Source organism: Streptomyces sp. NPDC001381 (genome assembly GCF_042895685.1).
Lineage (GTDB): Bacteria > Actinomycetota > Actinomycetes > Streptomycetales > Streptomycetaceae > Streptomyces.
This window is the reverse complement of sequence record NZ_JBIAWO010000004.1, coordinates 395,616-413,386: the sequence shown is the minus strand read 5'-3', so window position 1 is coordinate 413,386 and position 17,771 is coordinate 395,616. Positions and strand designations below refer to the sequence as shown.

Annotated in this window: 16 protein-coding genes and 1 pseudogene; 8 read left to right on the top strand and 9 right to left on the bottom strand. The window is 71.6% G+C overall.

Features of this window, described 5'->3' with window-relative positions; translation table 11 throughout:
- The first annotated feature begins 23 nt into the window (after positions 1-23).
- Positions 24-278, top strand: a complete 255-nt coding sequence (locus ACFY2L_RS20460; RefSeq protein WP_390659670.1) for a DUF6458 family protein — start codon at positions 24-26, stop codon at positions 276-278.
- A gap of 210 nt (positions 279-488) precedes the next feature.
- The gene (locus ACFY2L_RS20455; protein WP_390659671.1) at positions 489-986 is read left to right on the top strand and encodes an LURP-one-related/scramblase family protein; all 498 of its coding nucleotides are present in this window, start codon (positions 489-491) and stop codon (positions 984-986) included.
- Here the strand turns inward: ACFY2L_RS20455 and ACFY2L_RS20450 are convergent.
- Positions 983-1,780 (bottom strand): carbon-nitrogen family hydrolase, encoded by a 798-nt coding sequence (locus tag ACFY2L_RS20450; protein ID WP_390659672.1) that lies wholly within the window; start codon positions 1,778-1,780, stop codon positions 983-985. The genes ACFY2L_RS20455 and ACFY2L_RS20450 overlap by 4 nt on opposite strands.
- 200 nt (positions 1,781-1,980) lie before the next feature.
- On the opposite strand from ACFY2L_RS20450, the gene ACFY2L_RS20445 reads away from it, so the two are divergent.
- Both ACFY2L_RS20445 and ACFY2L_RS20440 read left to right on the top strand, forming a co-directional pair.
- Entirely contained in the window at positions 1,981-2,805 is an 825-nt protein-coding gene (locus ACFY2L_RS20445) for a maleylpyruvate isomerase family mycothiol-dependent enzyme (protein ID WP_390659673.1), read from the top strand.
- A 75-nt stretch (positions 2,806-2,880) separates the two neighbouring features.
- Positions 2,881-3,291 (top strand): DUF3224 domain-containing protein, encoded by a 411-nt coding sequence (locus ACFY2L_RS20440; RefSeq protein WP_390822966.1) that lies wholly within the window; start codon positions 2,881-2,883, stop codon positions 3,289-3,291.
- Between the two features lie 73 nt (positions 3,292-3,364).
- Here the strand turns inward: ACFY2L_RS20440 and ACFY2L_RS20435 are convergent, their stop codons facing one another.
- Complete coding sequence (locus tag ACFY2L_RS20435; protein WP_390659675.1) at positions 3,365-4,267, bottom strand: D-alanyl-D-alanine carboxypeptidase family protein; 903 nt, start codon at positions 4,265-4,267, stop codon at positions 3,365-3,367.
- Positions 4,268-4,478: 211 nt separating this feature from the next.
- Here ACFY2L_RS20435 and ACFY2L_RS20430 point away from each other — a divergent pair, with 211 nt between their 5' ends.
- Positions 4,479-5,162, top strand: a complete 684-nt coding sequence (locus tag ACFY2L_RS20430; protein WP_390659676.1) for a GntR family transcriptional regulator — start codon at positions 4,479-4,481, stop codon at positions 5,160-5,162.
- Positions 5,159-6,472, top strand: coding sequence for a nitrate/nitrite transporter (locus ACFY2L_RS20425; RefSeq protein ID WP_390659677.1), 1,314 nt, complete (start codon positions 5,159-5,161; stop codon positions 6,470-6,472). The genes ACFY2L_RS20430 and ACFY2L_RS20425 overlap by 4 nt, the downstream gene beginning before the upstream one ends.
- Positions 6,473-6,568: 96 nt before the next feature.
- Here the strand turns inward: ACFY2L_RS20425 and ACFY2L_RS20420 are convergent, their stop codons facing one another.
- From ACFY2L_RS20420 to ACFY2L_RS20405, 4 genes are all read right to left on the bottom strand, one after another.
- On the bottom strand, positions 6,569-7,984 hold the full coding sequence (locus ACFY2L_RS20420) for a dihydrolipoamide acetyltransferase family protein (RefSeq protein ID WP_390659678.1): 1,416 nt from the start codon (positions 7,982-7,984) through the stop codon (positions 6,569-6,571).
- A 10-nt stretch (positions 7,985-7,994) separates the two neighbouring features.
- On the bottom strand, positions 7,995-8,981 hold the full coding sequence (locus ACFY2L_RS20415; protein WP_390659679.1) for an alpha-ketoacid dehydrogenase subunit beta: 987 nt from the start codon (positions 8,979-8,981) through the stop codon (positions 7,995-7,997).
- 1 nt (position 8,982) lies between these two features.
- The gene (gene pdhA / locus ACFY2L_RS20410) at positions 8,983-10,161 is read right to left on the bottom strand and encodes a pyruvate dehydrogenase (acetyl-transferring) E1 component subunit alpha (RefSeq protein WP_390659680.1); all 1,179 of its coding nucleotides are present in this window, start codon (positions 10,159-10,161) and stop codon (positions 8,983-8,985) included.
- A 725-nt stretch (positions 10,162-10,886) separates the two neighbouring features.
- The gene (locus ACFY2L_RS20405) at positions 10,887-12,488 is read right to left on the bottom strand and encodes a protein kinase (RefSeq protein WP_390659908.1); all 1,602 of its coding nucleotides are present in this window, start codon (positions 12,486-12,488) and stop codon (positions 10,887-10,889) included.
- A 371-nt stretch (positions 12,489-12,859) separates the two neighbouring features.
- On the opposite strand from ACFY2L_RS20405, the gene ACFY2L_RS20400 reads away from it, so the two are divergent.
- On the top strand, positions 12,860-14,494 hold the full coding sequence (locus tag ACFY2L_RS20400) for a protein kinase (RefSeq protein WP_390822965.1): 1,635 nt from the start codon (positions 12,860-12,862) through the stop codon (positions 14,492-14,494).
- A gap of 70 nt (positions 14,495-14,564) precedes the next feature.
- On the opposite strand, the gene ACFY2L_RS20395 is transcribed toward ACFY2L_RS20400, so the two are convergent.
- Positions 14,565-15,110: a bacterial proteasome activator family protein gene (locus ACFY2L_RS20395; RefSeq protein WP_390659909.1), complete on the bottom strand. Its 546-nt coding sequence runs from the start codon at positions 15,108-15,110 to the stop codon at positions 14,565-14,567.
- 329 nt (positions 15,111-15,439) lie between these two features.
- On the opposite strand from ACFY2L_RS20395, the gene ACFY2L_RS20390 reads away from it, so the two are divergent.
- On the top strand, positions 15,440-15,841 hold the full coding sequence (locus ACFY2L_RS20390) for a hypothetical protein (RefSeq protein ID WP_390822964.1): 402 nt from the start codon (positions 15,440-15,442) through the stop codon (positions 15,839-15,841).
- Between the two features lie 10 nt (positions 15,842-15,851).
- On the opposite strand, the gene ACFY2L_RS20385 is transcribed toward ACFY2L_RS20390, so the two are convergent.
- Both ACFY2L_RS20385 and ACFY2L_RS20380 read right to left on the bottom strand, forming a co-directional pair.
- Positions 15,852-16,847, bottom strand: a complete 996-nt coding sequence (locus ACFY2L_RS20385; RefSeq protein ID WP_390659683.1) for an NAD(P)H-quinone oxidoreductase — start codon at positions 16,845-16,847, stop codon at positions 15,852-15,854.
- Positions 16,848-17,023: 176 nt separating this feature from the next.
- A pseudogene (locus tag ACFY2L_RS20380) lies at positions 17,024-17,656 on the bottom strand (potassium channel family protein); the annotation flags it as partial.
- Positions 17,657-17,771 lie beyond the last annotated feature (115 nt).

Here is a 17,771-nt window from a genome sequence, read left to right as displayed (position 1 = left end):
GACCGTACAGGGAGGCGACACTCATGGGCCTCGGCGGGTGCATCATCCTTATCGCCGTGGGAGCCATCCTCACGTTCGCGACCGACTGGGACATGCAGGGGGTCAACCTCGACCTGGTCGGCGTCATTCTGATGATCGTCGGCCTGATCGGTGTGACGACGTTCAGCAGCATCGCCCGGCGTCGGCGCGTGATGGTTCCCCCGACCACGACGACGGTGGTCGAGGACGACCGGCATCGCCGGCACGGGGACGGCTACAGCGACGGCTACGGCGTCTGACGCCCGGCCGGCACCGACGGCGGCCGGTCCGCCCCGCCTTCCGTGCGGCGGGACGGACCGGGGACACCCCGGTCCCGCCGGTGGACCCGGCACGCCGGGCACTTCGCGGGATCGCCGTCGCCCGCGGGTGCGGGCGCGGCGGGAGACCGGGCTCGGCCCGTCGGCCTATCGGCGGCGTTTCGGACCGGCCGCCGGGGAAGCGGTGAGGACATGAGATTCCTCGTACGCGACCGGCTCCTCGCGATCGGTGACGACTACTGGATCGAGGACGACCGGGGCACCAAGGTCTACCTCGTCGACGGCAAGGCGATGCGGCTGCGGGACACCTTCGAACTGAAGGACACGCAGGGACGGGTCCTGATCGACATCCGCCAGAAGATGTTCGCCCTGCGCGACACGATGGTGATCGAGCGGGACGGCGAGCCGCTGGCCACCGTCCGCCGCAAGCGGCTGTCGCTGCTGCGCAACCACTACCGGGTCGCCCTGGCGGACGGCAGCACCGAACTCGACGTCAGCGGGAAGATCCTCGACCGGGAGTTCGCGATCGAGTACGACGGTGAGCTGCTCGCCGTGGTCTCCCGGCGCTGGCTGCACGTGCGGGAGACGTACGGCGTCGACGTCGTCCGGGAGGACGCGGACCCGGCGCTGCTGATCGCGGTGACGGTGTGTGTGATCCACCTCGCCGAGAAGGAGCGGGAGGACGACTAACGGGTGGGGGTGCGCAGGCCGAGCACGCGGTCCTTCAGGGCCGGGAACTGCTCGCGGGTCGCGGTGACCTTCGCCGGGTCGAAGTCGACGGTGAGGATCTCCTCGCCGGGGCCGGCCTCGCCCAGCACCTCGCCCCAGGGGTCCACCACGATCGAGTGACCGGCCTGCGGAACTCCGGCGTGCGTCCCGGCCGTTCCGCACGCGAGCACGAACGCCTGGTTCTCGACCGCCCGCGCCCGGGCCAGCAGCGTCCAGTGCGCCCGGCGGCGCTCCGGCCAGCCCGCGGGGACGACGAGGGTCTCGGCGCCGGCGTCGACGAGCCCGCGGAAGAGTTCGGGGAAGCGCAGGTCGTAACAGGTCGCCACGCCGACGGTCGTCCCGGGCAGACGGACCGTCACCAGCTCCCGTCCCGCCCCCATCAGCACGGCCTCGCCCTTGTCGAAGCCGAAGCGGTGGATCTTGCGGTAGGCGGCGGCGAGCTCACCGGAGGGGGAGAAGACGAGGGACGTGTTGTAGAGCGGGCCCTCGGGGTCCCGTTCGGGGATCGAGCCCGCGTGCAGCCACACGCCCGCGTCGCTCGCGGCCTTGGCCATGGCCTCGTACGTGGGCCCTTCCAGCGGCTCGGCCTCGGTGCCGAACTCCTGGTAGGCGAAGGCCCCGGTCGTCCACAGCTCCGGCAGCACGACGAGGTCCGCGGCCCCGGCCTGTTCCCGTACCAGCGAGGCGACCCGAGCCCGCCGCGATTCGACCGTTTCGCCCTCTTCTACGGCGATCTGGATCAGAGAGGCGCGCACACTACCACCGTCCTGGCATTCGAGCCGTCCACACGGGCCTACGATCGTCACACGAAAGCACTGCCGGGGTGCCTCACAGCAGCGTAACTTAGCGTTCCAAGACACCCGCCGACAGCCGCCGACCGTCACCGCCTCCCGCTGGCAACGCCGCCACCCCGCCACCACCTGCCCGTGTACCGACCGCCGAGGGGTCCCGTTCCGTGAGTCTGCATCCCACCCTCCAGCCCTACGCCGACGCCTGGACGCACTCCATCGAAGCGATATCCGAGCTGGTGCAGCCGCTTGTGGAGGGCGAGTGGAACTGGCGGACCCCATGCCCGGGCTGGTCGGTCCGGGACGTGGTCTCCCACGTCATCGGCCTCGACAGTGAGATGTACGGCGACCCCCGCCCGATCCACTCGCTCCCGCGCGACCTCTTCCACGTCACCAACGATTTCCAGCGGTACATGGAGATGCAGGTGGACGTCCGCCGTCACCACACGGCGCCGGAGATGACGTCCGAGCTGGAGCTGATGATCATCCGCCGCAACCGCCAGCTGCGGAACGAGACGCGGCAGCCGGGGACGATCGTCCGCGGCCCCCTCGGCACGGAGCTGACGCTGGAGGAGTCGATGCGCACCCACGCGTTCAACGTGTGGGTGCACGAGCAGGACCTGCGCGCCGCCCTCGGCCGCCCCGGCAACCTGGACTCCCCCGGCGCGCACATCGCCCGTGACGTGCTGCTGGCCGAGCTGCCGTCCGTCGTCGCCGAGCGCGCCGACGCCCCGCGCAGCTCCGCGGTCGTCTTCGACGTGCACGGCCCGATCGAGTTCCTGCGCACCATCCGCGTCGACATCCAGGGCCGCGGCACCCTGGAGACGGCCCCCGCGCTCGGGCCGGCCGCCTCCTTCTCCCTGGACTGGGAGACGTTCGTCCGCCTCGCCTGCGGCCGGGTGTCGCCGGAGGCGGTCGCGGACCGGGTGAAGGCGGAGGGCGAGCCGGAGCTGACGGCGGCGATCCTGCGGAACTTCACCGTCACGAGGTAGCCCGGGGGTGCCGCCGCGGGGCGGCGGGTGTCCCGGCCCGCCCCGGTTGTCGGTCCCCCTCGCTACCGTCGTCGTATGAGAGCCGACGGAACCTTCAGCGTGCATGCGTTCGTCCCCACCGGGCTGCGGCCCGAGCCCGCCGTGTCCACGGCCCTGCCGGTCGGCGTCGCGACCATGGAGAAGCGGTACGAGGGGGAGGTCACCGGGCGTTCGGCGACCCTGTTCACCGCCGCGTTCGACCAGGCCACGGGCGTCGGCACCTATGTGGCCATGGAGTCGTTCGAGGGGGCGCTGAACGGCAGGGAGGGCACCTTCAACTTCGCGCACTCGGCGACCACGACCGGCGCTGACCGCAGCGCGGAGTTCTTCACCGTCGTACCGTCCAGCGGCACCGGTGAACTGGCCGGGATCTCGGGCACCGGAGGGCTGGCCGTGGAGGCCGACGGGACGCACCGGGTGTGGTTCGTGTACGAGCTCGGGGAGTGACGGCGGGCGGGACAGCGGAAGGGGCCCGCCGTGTGGATCACGGGGGCCCCTGCGCGTGGTGCGGTGACGGGCGTCAGCTGATCTTGGCGTAGCCGTAGTTGATCAGCTTCTTCACGTCGGCCGTGCGGCTCGCGGCGTCGGGAGCCGTGAGGACGGTGCCCATGACCGACTCGCCGTTGAGCGTGGCGGCGAAGATGAGGCAGTACTTCGCCTCGGTGCCGGAGCCGGTCTTCACACCGAGCGTGCCGTTCCAGCCGAGCAGCGTGTTGGTGTTGGTCCAGGTGCCCATGGTGCGGGTGGCGCCGGACGAGGTGATCGTCTTCGCCGTGTACGACTTGGTCTTCACGACGGACTTGAACGTGGAGTTCTTCATCACGCTGCGGGCGAGCTTCGTCAGGTCGCGCGGCGTCGAGTAGTTGGAGCCGTTGCTGAGGCCGTCGAACGAGTCGAAGTGCGTGTTCGTCATGCCGAGGCTCGCGGCCATGTTGTTCATCTTGGCGATGAAGTTCTTGGTGCGGGCCGCGACCGTCGTGCCGGTACCGAACTTGTCGGCGAGGGCCATCGCCGCGTCACAGCCGGACGGCAGCATCATCCCGTACAGCAGCTGACGGACGGTGACCTTGTCACCGACGATCAGGCGGGCCGACGAGGGGTAGCCCTCGGCGACCATGTAGTCGCTGACCGCCTTCTTGATCGTGACCTTGGTGTCCAGGTTGAGGTTCGTCTGCGAGAGCACGACCTTGGCGGTCATGACCTTCGTGGTGGAGGCGGTGAGCCTCTTGGTGTCGGCGGACTTGCTGTAGAGCGTCGTGCCGGTCGTGCTGTTCATCAGGTACGCGCCCTTGGCGGTGAGCGTGGGCGTCGTGACAGCCTGCGCGGGTGCCGCGGTGAGGACTCCTCCGGCGAGCACTGCACTGGCCGTGGCGAGGACGGCGGCGGCTCTGCGAACTCGGATGCCCTTGGTGGCGGTTATCAACTGAAATACCCCGATTATGTCGAATGCCCCTGAAGTGCGGCCGAGTTGGCATGGAGAGGGTCAGTGGGGCCGCACGTATGTGACACGTAAGTAGCACAGATGGTTGTGCATTCGCTGGGACGAATTTCTGATTACCCCGGACGGGGCCGGCACGGGTCCCGCATGCCGGACGGTCCCCCCGATGCGCACATGTTGTATCTATCCTGTGGACATGCCATCGTCCGCCCCGCCCGCCCCCGCCTCGGCCCCCGTCTCCCTCAAGCAACCGCCCGCCGCCGACCGCGTCTACGCCCACGTCAAGCAGGGCGTCCTGGACCGCCGCTACGAAGGCGGCACCCTCCTCACCGAGGGCGAGCTGGCCGAAGCCGTCGGGGTCTCCCGCACCCCCGTGCGCGAGGCGCTGCTCCGCCTCGAGGTGGAGGGCCTGATCAAGCTGTACCCGAAGAAGGGCGCGCTGGTCCTGCCGGTGTCCGCGCAGGAGATCGCGGACGTGGTGGAGACCCGGCTGCTCGTCGAGGAGCACGCGGCGCGCAAGGCCGTCCCCGCCCCGCCCGGCCTGATCGAGCGGCTGGAGGAGCTGCTCGCGCGGCAGAAGAAGCAGGCGGCGGCGGGCGACCTGGCGGCGGCCGCGGTCACGGACCGCTGCTTCCACGCGGAGATCGTCCGCGCCGGGGGCAACGAGATCCTCTCCCGGCTCTACGACCAGCTCCGCGACCGCCAGCTGCGCATGGGCGTCGCCGTACTGCACTCCCACCCCGACCGCGTCGCCAAGACGCTGACGGAGCACGAGGAGATCCTGGAGGCGCTGCGCGCGGGCGACGCGGAGGCGGCCGTGGGACTGGTCCACCGGCACGTCGGCTGGTTCTCCCACCTGGCACGGGGTGAGGTCCGATGAGCGTCACCCGCACCGGATCCCACTCCACCCTTCCGGGTGATCCCCCGGGCGGGCGACGCGCGATGGCCGTCTGGGGGATCGGCGTCTCCGTCTACTTCGTCGCCGTCATCTTCCGTACCTCGCTGGGGGTCGCCGGCCTCGACGCGGCCGACCGCTTCCATGTGAACGCCTCGGCCCTGTCGACCTTCTCGATCCTGCAGCTCCTGGTCTACGCGGGCATGCAGATACCCGTCGGCCTGCTGGTGGACCGTCTGGGCACCAAGAAGGTGCTGACGATCGGCGTCGTCCTGTTCACCGCCGGCCAGCTGGGCTTCGCCTTCTCCCCCTCGTACGGCATGGCGCTCGCCTCGCGGGCCCTGCTCGGCTGCGGGGACGCGATGACGTTCATCAGCGTGCTGCGCCTGGGCACCCGCTGGTTCCCGGCCCGCCGCGGCCCCCTGGTGGCCCAGCTCGCCGGTCTGGCGGGCATGGCGGGCAACCTGGTCTCCACGCTCGTCCTGGCCCGGCTGCTGCACGGCGTCGGCTGGACGCCGGCCTTCGCGGGCAGCGCGCTGGCGGGTGTGGTGGTGCTCGTCCTCCTCGTCCTCTTCCTCAAGGACCACCCCGAGGGCCACGAGCCCGAACCCTTCCCGCACCGGGGCGCCGCGTACGTCCGCCGGCAGATCGCCGCGTCCTGGCGGGAGCCGGGGACGAGGCTGGGGCTGTGGGTGCACTTCACGACCCAGTTCCCCGCGATGGTGTTCCTGCTGCTGTGGGGCCTGCCGTTCCTGGTGGAGGCCCAGGGTCTGTCCCGGGCGACGGCGGGCGAACTGCTGACGCTGGTCGTCCTGTCCAACATGGTCGTGGGCCTGGTCTACGGCCAGGTCGTCGCCCGTCATCACGGCGCGCGGCTCCCGCTGGCGCTGGGCACGGTGGCCGCGACGGCGTTCATGTGGGCGGTGACGCTGGCCTACCCCGCCGACCACGCCCCGATGTGGCTGCTCGTCGTCCTCTGCGTGGTGCTGGGGGCCTGCGGCCCCGCCTCCATGCTCGGCTTCGACTTCGCCCGCCCCGCGAACCCGCCGGAGCGTCAGGGCACGGCCTCCGGCATCACCAACATGGGTGGTTTCGTGGCGTCCATGACGACCCTGTTCGCGATCGGTGTGCTGCTGGACGCGACCGGCGGCGACTACACGATCGCCTTCTCGGCGGTGTTCGTCCTCCAGGCGCTGGGGGTGAGCCAGATCCTGCGCCTGCGCAGTCGGGCGGCCCGGCGGGAACGGGAGCGGCTGGTGGCGAGCCGGGTGGAGACGGTGCACGTCCCGGCGTAGGCGGGTCCCGGACCCGGTGTCCGGGGCGTCGTCGCCGTGCGTGCCAGGAGCCGTGCGCCCTTTCCGGGCGCACGGCTCCCGCTCACTGCTCGCCGCTCAGGCCCAGGTGATGAGCCGCTTCGGCTGCTCCAGGATCGCCGCCACGTCCGCCAGCACCTTCGAGCCCAGCTCCCCGTCCACCAGCCGGTGGTCGAAGGAGAGCGCCAGGGTCGTCACCTGGCGGGGCTTCACCTTGCCCTTGTGGACCCACGGCTGGAGCCGGATCGCGCCGACCGCGAGGATCGCCGACTCACCGGGGTTGAGGATCGGGGTGCCGGTGTCGACGCCGAAGACGCCGACGTTGGTGATCGTCACCGTGCCGCCCTGCATCGCGGCGGGGGACGTCCTGCCCTCGCGCGCCGTCGCGACCAGCTCGCCCAGGGACTCCGCCAGCTGCGGCAGCGTCTTCGCGTGCGCGTCCTTGATGTTCGGCACCAGGAGGCCGCGCGGGGTCGCCGCGGCGATGCCCAGGTTCACGTAGTGCTTGACCACGATCTCCTGTGCGGCCTCGTCCCAGGAGGCGTTGATCTCCGGGTGGCGCCTGATCGCGACCAGCAGGGCCTTGGCGATCAGCAGCAGCGGGCTGACCCGCAGGCCCTGCATCTCCTTGTCCTGCTTCAGCTCCTCGACGAGCTTCAGCGTGCGGGTCACGTCGACCGTCACGAACTCGGTGACGTGCGGCGCGGTGAACGCCGAGCCGACCATCGCCGCCGCCGTCGCCTTGCGGACCCCCTTGACCGGGACCCGGGTCTCGCGTGCCGTGTCGTAGGCCGGGACGGACACGGGTGCGGGCGGGGTGACCGGGGCCGGGGCCTGTGTCGCCGGCTCGGCCGCGGGCGCCTGGGCCGGGGCCGCCGCCGCGTGCACGTCCTCGCGCGTGATGATGCCGCCCGGCCCGGTCGGGACCACGGTCGTCAGGTCCACGCCGAGGTCCTTGGCCAGCTTGCGCACCGGCGGCTTCGCCAGCGGGCGCTCCTGCACGGCCGGGGCGCCGCCGTGGCCGTTCAGCTCGGGCTGGACGGCCGCGGTCGCGGGTTCCTGGGCCGGGATCGCGACGCCCTTGCGGGGGCGGCGCCGGGTGGAGGAGGCGGCCACGCCGTAGCCGACGAGCACCGGCTGGCGGCCCTCCGGCTTCTTCTCCTCGGGCTCCTGGGCGACGGGGGCCGGGGCGGGCGCCTCCACCGGGGCCGGGGCCTCGGCGGGGGCCGCGCCGCCCGTCACGTCCACCGCGATGATCGGCGTGCCCACGTCCACCGTGGTGCCCTCGGGGAAGTGCAGGTCGCGGACCACACCGTCGTAGGGGATGGGGAGTTCGACGGCGGCCTTGGCCGTCTCGACCTCGCACACCACCTGGCCGTCGGTGACCGTGTCGCCGGGCTGGACGTACCACTTGAGGATCTCGGCCTCGGTGAGTCCCTCACCGACGTCCGGCATCTTGAACTCGCGTACGGACGCTTGCGTCATCGTCGTCACGACCCTCTCCTCAGTACGCCAGGGCACGGTCGACGGCGTCGAGCACCCGGTCCAGACCCGGCAGGTACTCCTCCTCCAGGCGGGCCGGCGGGTACGGGGCGTGGTAGCCGCCGACCCTGAGCACCGGGGCCTCCAGGTGGTAGAAGCAGCGCTCGGTGATCCGGGCCGCGATCTCCGCGCCGGAGCCGAAGAACACCGGCGCCTCGTGGACCACGACCAGGCGGCGGGTCTTCTCGACCGACGTCTGGAGGGAGTCGAAGTCCAGGGGGGAGACCGAGCGCAGGTCCAGGACCTCCAGGTTCTTGCCCTCCTCGGCGGCCGCGGCGGCGGCCTCGAGGCAGAGCTTCACCATCGGGCCGTACGCGGCCAGGGTCAGGTCGGTGCCCTCGCGGACCACCTGGGCCTTGTGCAGCGGGCCGGGGATGGCCTCGGTGTTGACCTCGCCCTTGTCCCAGTAGCGCCGCTTGGGCTCGAAGAAGATCACCGGGTCGTCGCTCTGGATGGCCTGCTGCATCATCCAGTAGGCGTCCGAGGCGTTCGACGGCGACACGATCTTCAGGCCCGCCACGTGCGCGAACAGCGCCTCGGGGGACTCGGAGTGGTGTTCGACCGCGCCGATGCCGCCGCCGTAGGGGATGCGGACGACGACCGGCATCTTGACCTTGCCCAGAGAGCGGGCGTGCATCTTGGCGAGCTGGGTGACGATCTGGTCGTAGGCCGGGAAGACGAAGCCGTCGAACTGGATCTCCACCACCGGGCGGTAGCCGCGCAGGGCCAGGCCGATCGCGGTGCCGACGATGCCGGACTCGGCGAGCGGGGTGTCGATGACACGGCTCTCGCCGAAGTCCTTCTGCAGGCCGTCCGTCACACGGAAGACGCCGCCGAGCTTGCCGACGTCCTCGCCCATGACGAGGACCTTCGGGTCCGCCTCCAGGGCGCGGCGCAGCGATTCGTTGATCGCCTTGGCCAGGGCCATGTTCTTGAAGGTCTCAGCCATCTCAGTTACCCCCCTCGTCCGCGAACGACGCCTGGTAGGCGGCGAACTGGGCGCGCTCCTCGTCGACGAGCGCGTGCCCGTCCGCGTACACGTTCTCGAAGATGGCGAAGTGGTCCGGGTCCGGCATGGCGCGGACCGCTTCGCGCACCCGCCTGCCCAACGCCTCGCTCTCCGTCTCGAGTTCCGCGAAGAATCCCTCGTCCGTGTGGTTCGAGGCCTCGAGGTGCCGGCGCAGGCGCAGGATCGGGTCCTTCGCCTCCCACGCCTCGCGCTCCTCGTCGGCCCGGTACTTCGTCGGGTCGTCGGAGGTGGTGTGGGCGCCCATGCGGTACGTGTACGCCTCGACGAGGGTGGGGCCCTCGCCGTTGCGGGCCCGCTCCAGGGCCCAGCGGGTGACCGCGAGGCAGGCCAGCACGTCGTTGCCGTCGACACGGACGCCGGGGAAGCCGAAGCCCTGGGCGCGCTGGTAGAGCGGGACGCGGGTCTGCTTCTCGGTCGGCTCGGAGATCGCCCACTGGTTGTTCTGGCAGAAGAACACCACCGGCGCGTTGTACACGGCGGAGAAGGTGAAGGACTCGGCCACGTCGCCCTGGCTGCTCGCGCCGTCGCCGAAGTAGGCGATCACCGCGCTGTCCGCGCCGTCCTTGGCGATGCCCATCGCGTACCCGGTCGCGTGCAGCGTCTGGGAGCCGATGACGATCGTGTAGAGGTGGAAGTTGTTGCCGTTGGGGTCCCAGCCGCCGTTGTTCACCCCGCGGAACATGCCGAGCAGGTTGGTCGGGTCGACCCCGCGGCACCAGGCCACGCCGTGCTCGCGGTAGGTCGGGAAGACGTAGTCGTCGTCGCGCAGCGCCCGGCCGGAGCCGATCTGGGCGGCCTCCTGGCCGAGCAGCGACGCCCACAGGCCCAGCTCGCCCTGGCGCTGCAGGGAGGTGGCCTCGGCGTCGAAGCGACGGGTGAGCACCATGTCGCGGTACAGGCCGCGGAGCTCTTCGGGGCTGACGTCCGCGACGTACTTGTCGTACTCCGCGTTCTTGACGCGCTCGCCCTCGGGCGTCAGAAGTTGTACGAGCTGGGGCTCGGCGTTCGGCGCGTTCCTTGTGGTCGTGCGCTTGCCGGCCGTGCTCTTGGTTCCGGCGCTGCGTCGCGGCTTGCGCGCGGCAGTGCTCTCCACGGTCACGTGTGCTCCTCCGTCGGTCCGGCTACCCGGGTTCGCCGGGGGCCTGGGGGTCCCCCCAGCTCCGTTCAGGAGCCTGGGGGAGCGGCTCACCTGCGCCCCCGCGGACGCACAGGGTGGGTGCGGCCGTGTCGGGCACGGGCGTGACAGGTGCCCCGGCGAGCGCCCTGCAACAGGCACGTTACCCAGTGCTCCACATTTCTGTGAAACCCCTCCTGACCTGCGTTTTTGCTTGGATTTCCAAGTAAATCGCGAAATCGGGAACCTTGCCTGGTCACAGCCTTGCAGGGGGCCGGAACAACGGCACGTTATCTCGGTGAGCCAGGTCACGGGAAGAGTCCACTTGGGGAGCGTCGGCCGGAGGGGCCGCCGCGGATTCCGGGCGGGCCTTCCGTGGGCCCCGGCATCCGGCCCGTGGGCGGGGGCCTGCCGGGGGTGGTGCACGCCGGCCAGGAGCGCGTGATGAGGGCGCGCGGGAACGACACGCTCCCCGGCGCGCGTGCGGCCCCGTGCGCGTGCGGCCCCGTGCGCGCGTGCGGCCCCGTGCGGAGGAGGCACTACGCGCGCGGCGACACCCGCGCGGGCTCCCCGTCCCCGGCGGCCCCGGCGCCCGGCGTGTGGTGGACCCGTGAGCACGACGCGGTGTGCGGCGCGGGCGCGGACGGACGGGGCCTCACGGCCGGCGGCGCCTCACGGCCGACGGCTGTTCACCACGGTACGGACAGGGGTCAGTTGCCGCCGAGGCCCGCGCCCAGGCTGGTGCTGCCCTGGTCCGTACCGCCGTTCGCGGAACCGTCGGTCGTGCCCGCGCTGGTGCCGCCGTCCGCCCCCGGGTCGCTCGTCGTCGGGTCGGTCGGCTCCTCGGAGGTGCCCGGGTCCGTCTCCGTGTCGGTCGGCTCGCTGGTGGCCGTCTCGGACGGCGTGTACGACGGGGTGTCCGAGGGCGTGTACTGCGGGGTGTCGTACGAGCCGGAGCCCGAGCCGGTGCTGTCGTCCGAGGTGTCGTCCGTGGACTCCTCGGTCGACTCGTCGGTCGGCGCGGCGCTGGACTCCTCGTCGGTCGCGGACTGCGTCGCGCTCGGCGACTTCGTGGTGCCGGGGTCGCCGGTGCCCGTGTCCTTGTTCTGCAGCGCGAGCGCGACACCCGCCGCGATGGCGATCACCGCGAGGACGGCCAGGACCCACAGCTTGCCCCGGCCGCTCCCCCTGTTGCCGTGGCCCTCGAAGCCGCCGTCGTCGCCGCCGCCGTAGCCCGTGGGCAGGATCGGCTGCGGGATCTGCGAGGTGCTGGAGCCGTCGTGGTGGGGCAGGACCGTGGTGCTCGCGAAGCCGCTGGAGGGCGTACGGCCGTCGGGCAGGGTGACCGGACCGGTGTTCCAGGTGCCGGTGTGGCCGCCCTGGTCGTACAGCATCTGCAGCGCGTACTGGACGAGTCCGCGCATCTCCTCGGCCGTCTGGAACCGGTCGTCCGGCTCCTTGGCGAGGGACCGCATGACGAGGCCGTCGAGTTCCGGCGGGCAGGTCCCCTCGGACGTCTGCGACGGCGGCATCGGGATGTCCTGGACATGCTGGTAGACCACCGACAGCGGGGTCTCGCCGGTGAACGGCGGGCGCAGCGCCAGGAGTTCGTACAGCAGGCAGCCCGTGGCGTACAGGTCGGAACGGTGGTCGACGGCCTTGCCGAGCGCCTGCTCCGGGGAGAGGTACTGCGGGGTGCCCATGACCATGCCGGTCTGCGTCATCGTCGTGGACGCGCCGTGCAGGGCGCGGGCGATGCCGAAGTCCATCACCTTGACGGCGCCGTTGTGCGTGATGATCACGTTCGCCGGCTTGATGTCGCGGTGCACGATGCCGTGCTGGTGCGAGTAGGCGAGCGCCTCCAGCACCCCGGAGACGATGATCAGGGCCTGCTCGGGGCCGGGCGCCTCGGCGGTGAGGAGGAGGTCGCGGATGGTGCGGCCCTCGACGATCTCCATCACGATGTACGGCACGCTCTGGCCGCCCACGAAGTCCTCGCCGGAGTCGTACACGGCGACGATCGCGTGGTGGTTGAGACCGGCCACCGACTGGGCCTCGCGCGTGAAGCGGGCCTTGGACACCGGGTCCTCGGCGAGGTCGGCGCGCAGCAGCTTGACCGCGACGGTGCGGCCGAGACGCACGTCCTCGGCCGCGAACACCTCGGCCATACCGCCCCGCCCGAGTCTCCGGGTCAGCCGGTACCGGCCGTCGCCGACCAGCCCGCCGTTGCCCCAGTTCTCCGGCGCGTCTGACATACCGCCGCCAGTCGCCTCGGGGTCGGACGGGCCCTGAGCGCGCTGCTGTGCCATCAGTCCTCGCCGTCGTTTCTGCCCGCGGTGCGCGCGGTGTTGTTACGGTCTCCGTCGGCCACGCTACAGCCTCCGCGCAAGCCTCCGGTCCCGGATGAGCCCCTGACGAGCTCCGCCGCCGGTCCGCGACGGACCGGTCATCAAACCTGTACGACCTGCCGACGTGCAAATCCTGTGCACCGGCCGCAAGCCACCTGTAACGCTTCCGCGACGCTTCTTTCTCGTAGGGTCACGGAACGGGCACCGAGCTTGACGTGTCAGTGCCCTGCGGCAGACTTGGCCGGGAATAGCACTTTCGATCAATGGCAGTCAACGGCAGCGACGACGGTCAGCGGCAGACAACGGCGCCTGAAGGCCTACGGGGGACGGGGAACATGAGCCAGGACGGCGCACAGGGCGGGCACGCGGGGCGGGCGCTCGCCGGCGGCCGCTATCAGCTGCGCGACTTGCTCGGCCAGGGCGGCATGGCCTCGGTGCATCTCGCCTACGACTCGGTGCTCGACCGCCAGGTCGCGATCAAGACGCTGCACACCGAACTGGGCCGTGAACAGGCCTTCCGCGAGCGCTTCCGCCGCGAGGCCCAGGCAGTGGCCAAACTCACGCACACCAACATCGTCTCGGTCTTCGACACCGGCGAGGACGAGGTGGGCGGCCTGACGACGCCGTACATCGTCATGGAGTACGTGGAGGGCCGCCCCCTCGGCTCGGTGCTCGACGAGGACGTACGGCAGCAGGGCGCGATGCCCGCCGACAAGGCGCTGAAGATCACTGCGGACGTGCTGGCCGCGCTGGAGATCAGCCACGAGATGGGCCTGGTCCACCGCGACATCAAGCCCGGCAACGTGATGATGACCAAGCGCGGGGTCGTCAAGGTGATGGACTTCGGCATCGCGCGCGCGATGCAGTCCGGCGTCACCTCGATGACGCAGACCGGCATGGTCGTCGGCACCCCGCAGTACCTCTCGCCCGAGCAGGCGCTGGGCCGTGGCGTGGACGCCCGCTCCGACCTGTACTCGGTCGGCATCATGCTGTTCCAACTGGTCACCGGCCGGCTGCCGTTCGACGCGGACTCGCCGCTGGCGATCGCGTACGCGCATGTGCAGGAGGAGCCGGTGGCGCCCTCCTCGATCAACCGGTCCCTGCCGCCGGCCCTGGACGCGCTGGTCGCCCGCGCGCTGAAGAAGAACCCGAACGAGCGTTTCCCGACCGCCGTCGCCATGCGCGACGAGTGCCTGCGCGTCGCCGCCTCCTGCCAGGCGGCTCCGCCGAGCATCGTCCCGGGCACCCCGGCGCAGAGCGGCGCGGGCGTCGGCTCCGCCGTCTTCCCGCCGATCGGCCAGAACACCCCGCAGCCGCCCCTGGGCAACGTCCAGACCCCGTACCAGCCGGCCCCGGCGCACAACCCGTACGGCACCCCGGCGCCGGCCCCGTCGTACGGCTACCCGCAGCAGGGCGGTTACCAGACGCCGGCCCCGGCCTACGGTCACCAGCAGGGCCCGCCCACGCCTCCGGCGTACAACCTCTCCCCCCAGTCCCCGGCCCCCGGGTCCCCGGGCGGGGGCAAGGGCAACAAGACGGTGGTCATCGGTTCGGCCGTGGTCGCGGTGGTGGCGGTGGGCGCGCTGCTCCTGAGCCTGGCGTTCAACGACAACGACGACACCGGCGGGGGCGGCGGCGGCTCCAGCGCCTCCGCGTCGGCGACGAAGGCGGCGGGCTACCGCGGTCCGGACACGTCCAAGACCATCGAGTCGACGGAGTGCTCCGAGCCGGAGGAGTCGTACAACGACCCCGACAAGGTCCGGGTGCCGGACTTCAAGTTCAAGTACCTCCAGTCGGTCAAGTCCTGTTTCCAGGCGGCCGGCTGGAAGATGAAGATCAAGTACGTGGACGAGAACACCTACGGCGACGGCGCGGTCATGGACCAGTTCCCCTCCGCCGGGACGGACGTCGACCCGGAGGACATGCCGGAGATCGAGCTGAGCGTGTCGACGGGCAACCCGGCGTCCTGAGCACAGAAAAGGAGGGCCCGGCTTCCCGCCGGGCCCTTGAGTCGTCTACGGCTGTGGGAACACGCTGTGCCTACAGGTACGGCCCGCCCGAACGGCCGCCGGCACGCGGGTCGTCGACGCCCTCGTGGACCACGCCCGGGGGCAGTGCGCGGCGCATCTGCTCCAACTGCGCGCGGGCGGCCATCTGCTGGGCGAAGAGGGTGGTCTGGATGCCGTGGAAGAGGCCCTCCAGCCAGCCCACCAGCTGAGCCTGCGCGATGCGCAGTTCGGCGTCGCTCGGGGTGGAGTCCTCGTTGAACGGCAGGGAGAGCCGCTCCAGTTCCTCGACGAGCTCCGGCGCCAGGCCGTCCTCCAGCTCCTTCACCGAGCTGGCATGGATCTCCTTCAGCCGGGCCCGGCTCGCCTCGTCCAGGGGAGCCGCGCGCACCTCCTCCAGCAGCTGCTTGATCATGCTGCCGATCCGCATGACCTTCGCCGGCTGCTCGACCTGCTCCGTCACCGGGATCTCACGGGAGTCCTCGTCGGCGTCGACGCCGCCGAGCGCCATGCCGTCCTGGCCCACGACCAGGATCTTCTGGGCGGTCTCCGGCGACCTTTCGTTCCTCGGCATCTCCATGCCGCCATTCTCTCGCACGCCACCACCTCATCATCGTGGTGCCCCCCTCGGGGAGTGATCCACCGTTTCCGTCCGGCGTCCTGGCCGGCACACGTTCGGCCCCGTCCGGAATGCGGGCCGATCACCGGAAGGGGAGGCTGGTGGCCTCATTCCTTGGCGACTGACACCGGGAGGGGGTCACGGGCGTGACTCCATGGCGGCGGGGGTTGTGTGCGGTGGGGGTGGGAACGGCTGTCCTGCTGGCCGGGGGTGGGCCGGCGTACGGGGGTGTCGCGTCGTACGGGGGCGTATCGACGAACGGGAGCGTACCGACGTACGCCGTCGCCCCGGTGGCCGCCCGTCCGTCGCCCTCCTCCACCGGGCCCGACCGGGCCGGGAGCCGGGCCGGTGAGGGGCGGGCGCGGCCGGGACGGCCGGACGTGGCGGAGGAGGAGGAGACGGAGCAGGAGGAGACGGAGGAGGAGACGGGGGAGGACGGGACGGCGCAGGACGAGGCGGAGGACTCGGGTGCCTCCGCCGGAGCCGACCCCGAGGCCGTGCCGGAGTCGTCCGACGAGGCCGCCGCCGCGCCGGTGGACTCCGCGGCGCCGGAGGAGGGCCTGGGGCGGGCCGCCGCGCGAGGGGAGCGGGCCGGGCCCGTGCTGCGGATCCTGCCGCTGGGCAGCGGGCTCGTCCTCATCGGCCTCGGCCTCGCCCTCGGCCTCGCCGCCCTGCGGCTGCGGCGGCCCTGACGCGGATCCCCTACGCCTCCGGTGACGACGGCGTCACCAGCAGCACCTTGCCGACATGGCCGCTGTCCTCGACGACCCGGTGCGCCGCGGCCGCGTCGCTCATCGGGACCTCGCGGTCGACGACGGGACGGACATGACCGGCCGCGATCAGGGGCCAGACGTGTTCCCGCACGGCCGCGACGATGGCCGCCTTCTCGCCGAGCGGACGGGCCCGCAGCGAGGTCGCGCTGATGGCCGCGCGCTTGGCCAGGAGGGCGCCGATGTTCAGCTCGCCCTTGGCGCCGCCCTGCATGCCGATGATCGCGAGCCGTCCGTTGACGGCCAGGCCGCGGATGTTGCGGTCCAGGTACTTCGCGCCCATGTTGTCGAGGATGACGTCGGCACCGGCGCCACCGGTGGCCGCCTTCAGCTCGTCGACGAAGTCCTGCTCGCGGTAGTTGATCAGGATGTCCGCGCCCAGCTCCGCGCAGTGGTCCAGTTTCTCCTTCGTCCCGGCGGTGACCGCGACCTTCGCGCCGACCGCCTTGGCGAGCTGGATCGCCATGGTGCCGATGCCGCTGGAGCCGCCGTGCACGAGCAGGGTCTCGCCGGGGCGCAGGTGGGCGACCATGAAGACGTTCGACCAGACGGTGCAGGTCACCTCGGGGAGCGCGGCGGCCTGCCGGAGGCCCACGCCCTCGGGCACGGGCAGCAGCTGGCCGGCCGGGACGACGGCCTTCTCGGCGTAGCCACCGCCCGAGAGCAGCCCGCACACCTCGTCGCCGACGGTCCAGCCGGAGACCCCCGGGCCGAGCGCGGCGACCCGCCCCGAGCACTCCAGGCCGGGGTGGGGGGAGGCGCCGGGCGGCGGGTCGTAGAAGCCCTGGCGCTGGAGGATGTCGGCGCGGTTGACGGCGCTGGCCACCACCTCGACCAGGACCTCGCCCTCGCCGGGTACGGGATCGGGGACCTCGTCCCACACCAGCGCCTCGGGACCACCAGGTTCGGGAATCGTGATCGCATGCATGGGAGGGACGCTACCCCTCGGCCCCGGTCCGGGCCCTCCGGGAAAGCCGGGTACCCCGAGCCCTCCCGAGCGGACGGCCCCGCCGGCATCCCGGCGCCCGGCCCGATCCGGCGAGAGGCCCTGGGGCCTGTTGCGAAAGTGGCGCCTGCCGCGCGACGCCACTTTCGCAACAGGCCCTAGTCGACGCGGACGATCGTGATCAGCCGGTCCGTCAGTTGCAGGGCGCCGATGGCCGGATCGTCGTAGGCGAGGACCCGGTGCCCGCGGACGACGCTGACCACCAGGTCGGCCGTCTCGCGGGGACCGCGGCCCGCCTCCGCCTTGGTGACGGTCCGTTCGACGAGGTCCAGCCCGCTGCCCTGCTGTATCAGGTCCTCCATGACCAGACCGGCCGAAGGGCTGAGCACCGACAGTCCCAGCAGCCGGCCGGCCGCTCCGGCGCTGGTGATGACCTCGTCGGCGCCGGACTGCTTGAGCAGCGGCGCGTTCTCCTCCTCCCGCACCGCGGCCACGATCTTCGCGGCGGGGTTGAGCTGGCGGGCCGTCAGCGCCACGAGCACGGCCGTGTCGTCGCGCTGGGTCGCGATGATGATCCGCCCCGCCCGCTGCACCTCGGCCTGCCGCAGCACCTCGCTGCGGGTGGCGTCCCCGACCACGCCCTCGTAGCCCTCGGCGGTCGCCGCGTCGATCACCTTCGCGCTGGGGTCGATCACCACGACCTGGTCCTTGCGCAGCCCCGACGCACAGGCCGTCCGGATCGCGGACCGTCCCTTCGTACCGAATCCGACGACGACAATGTGGTCGCGCAAGGGGACCTCCGGAACGGGAACGGATGCGGGCTCATGGACCGTGTTGCTTCCTGACGGGCACCGGCCCGCCGGGAACCATGGTGCCCATCGATCGGATCACGGCCACAGGGGGCGC

Bases quoted from the DNA above. Each gene is read 5' to 3' on its own strand.
- ACFY2L_RS20460 (WP_390659670.1), top strand. From the start codon at position 24: ATGGGCCTCGGCGGGTGCATCATCCTTATCGCCGTGGGAGCCATCCTC.
- ACFY2L_RS20455 (WP_390659671.1), top strand. From the start codon at position 489: ATGAGATTCCTCGTACGCGACCGGCTCCTCGCGATCGGTGACGACTAC.
- ACFY2L_RS20440 (WP_390822966.1), top strand. From the start codon at position 2,881: ATGAGAGCCGACGGAACCTTCAGCGTGCATGCGTTCGTCCCCACCGGG.
- ACFY2L_RS20430 (WP_390659676.1), top strand. From the start codon at position 4,479: ATGCCATCGTCCGCCCCGCCCGCCCCCGCCTCGGCCCCCGTCTCCCTC.
- ACFY2L_RS20425 (WP_390659677.1), top strand. From the start codon at position 5,159: ATGAGCGTCACCCGCACCGGATCCCACTCCACCCTTCCGGGTGATCCC.
- ACFY2L_RS20415 (WP_390659679.1), bottom strand. From the start codon at position 8,981: ATGGCTGAGACCTTCAAGAACATGGCCCTGGCCAAGGCGATCAACGAA.
- ACFY2L_RS20400 (WP_390822965.1), top strand. From the start codon at position 12,860: ATGAGCCAGGACGGCGCACAGGGCGGGCACGCGGGGCGGGCGCTCGCC.
- ACFY2L_RS20395 (WP_390659909.1), bottom strand. From the start codon at position 15,110: ATGGAGATGCCGAGGAACGAAAGGTCGCCGGAGACCGCCCAGAAGATC.
- ACFY2L_RS20385 (WP_390659683.1), bottom strand. From the start codon at position 16,847: ATGCATGCGATCACGATTCCCGAACCTGGTGGTCCCGAGGCGCTGGTG.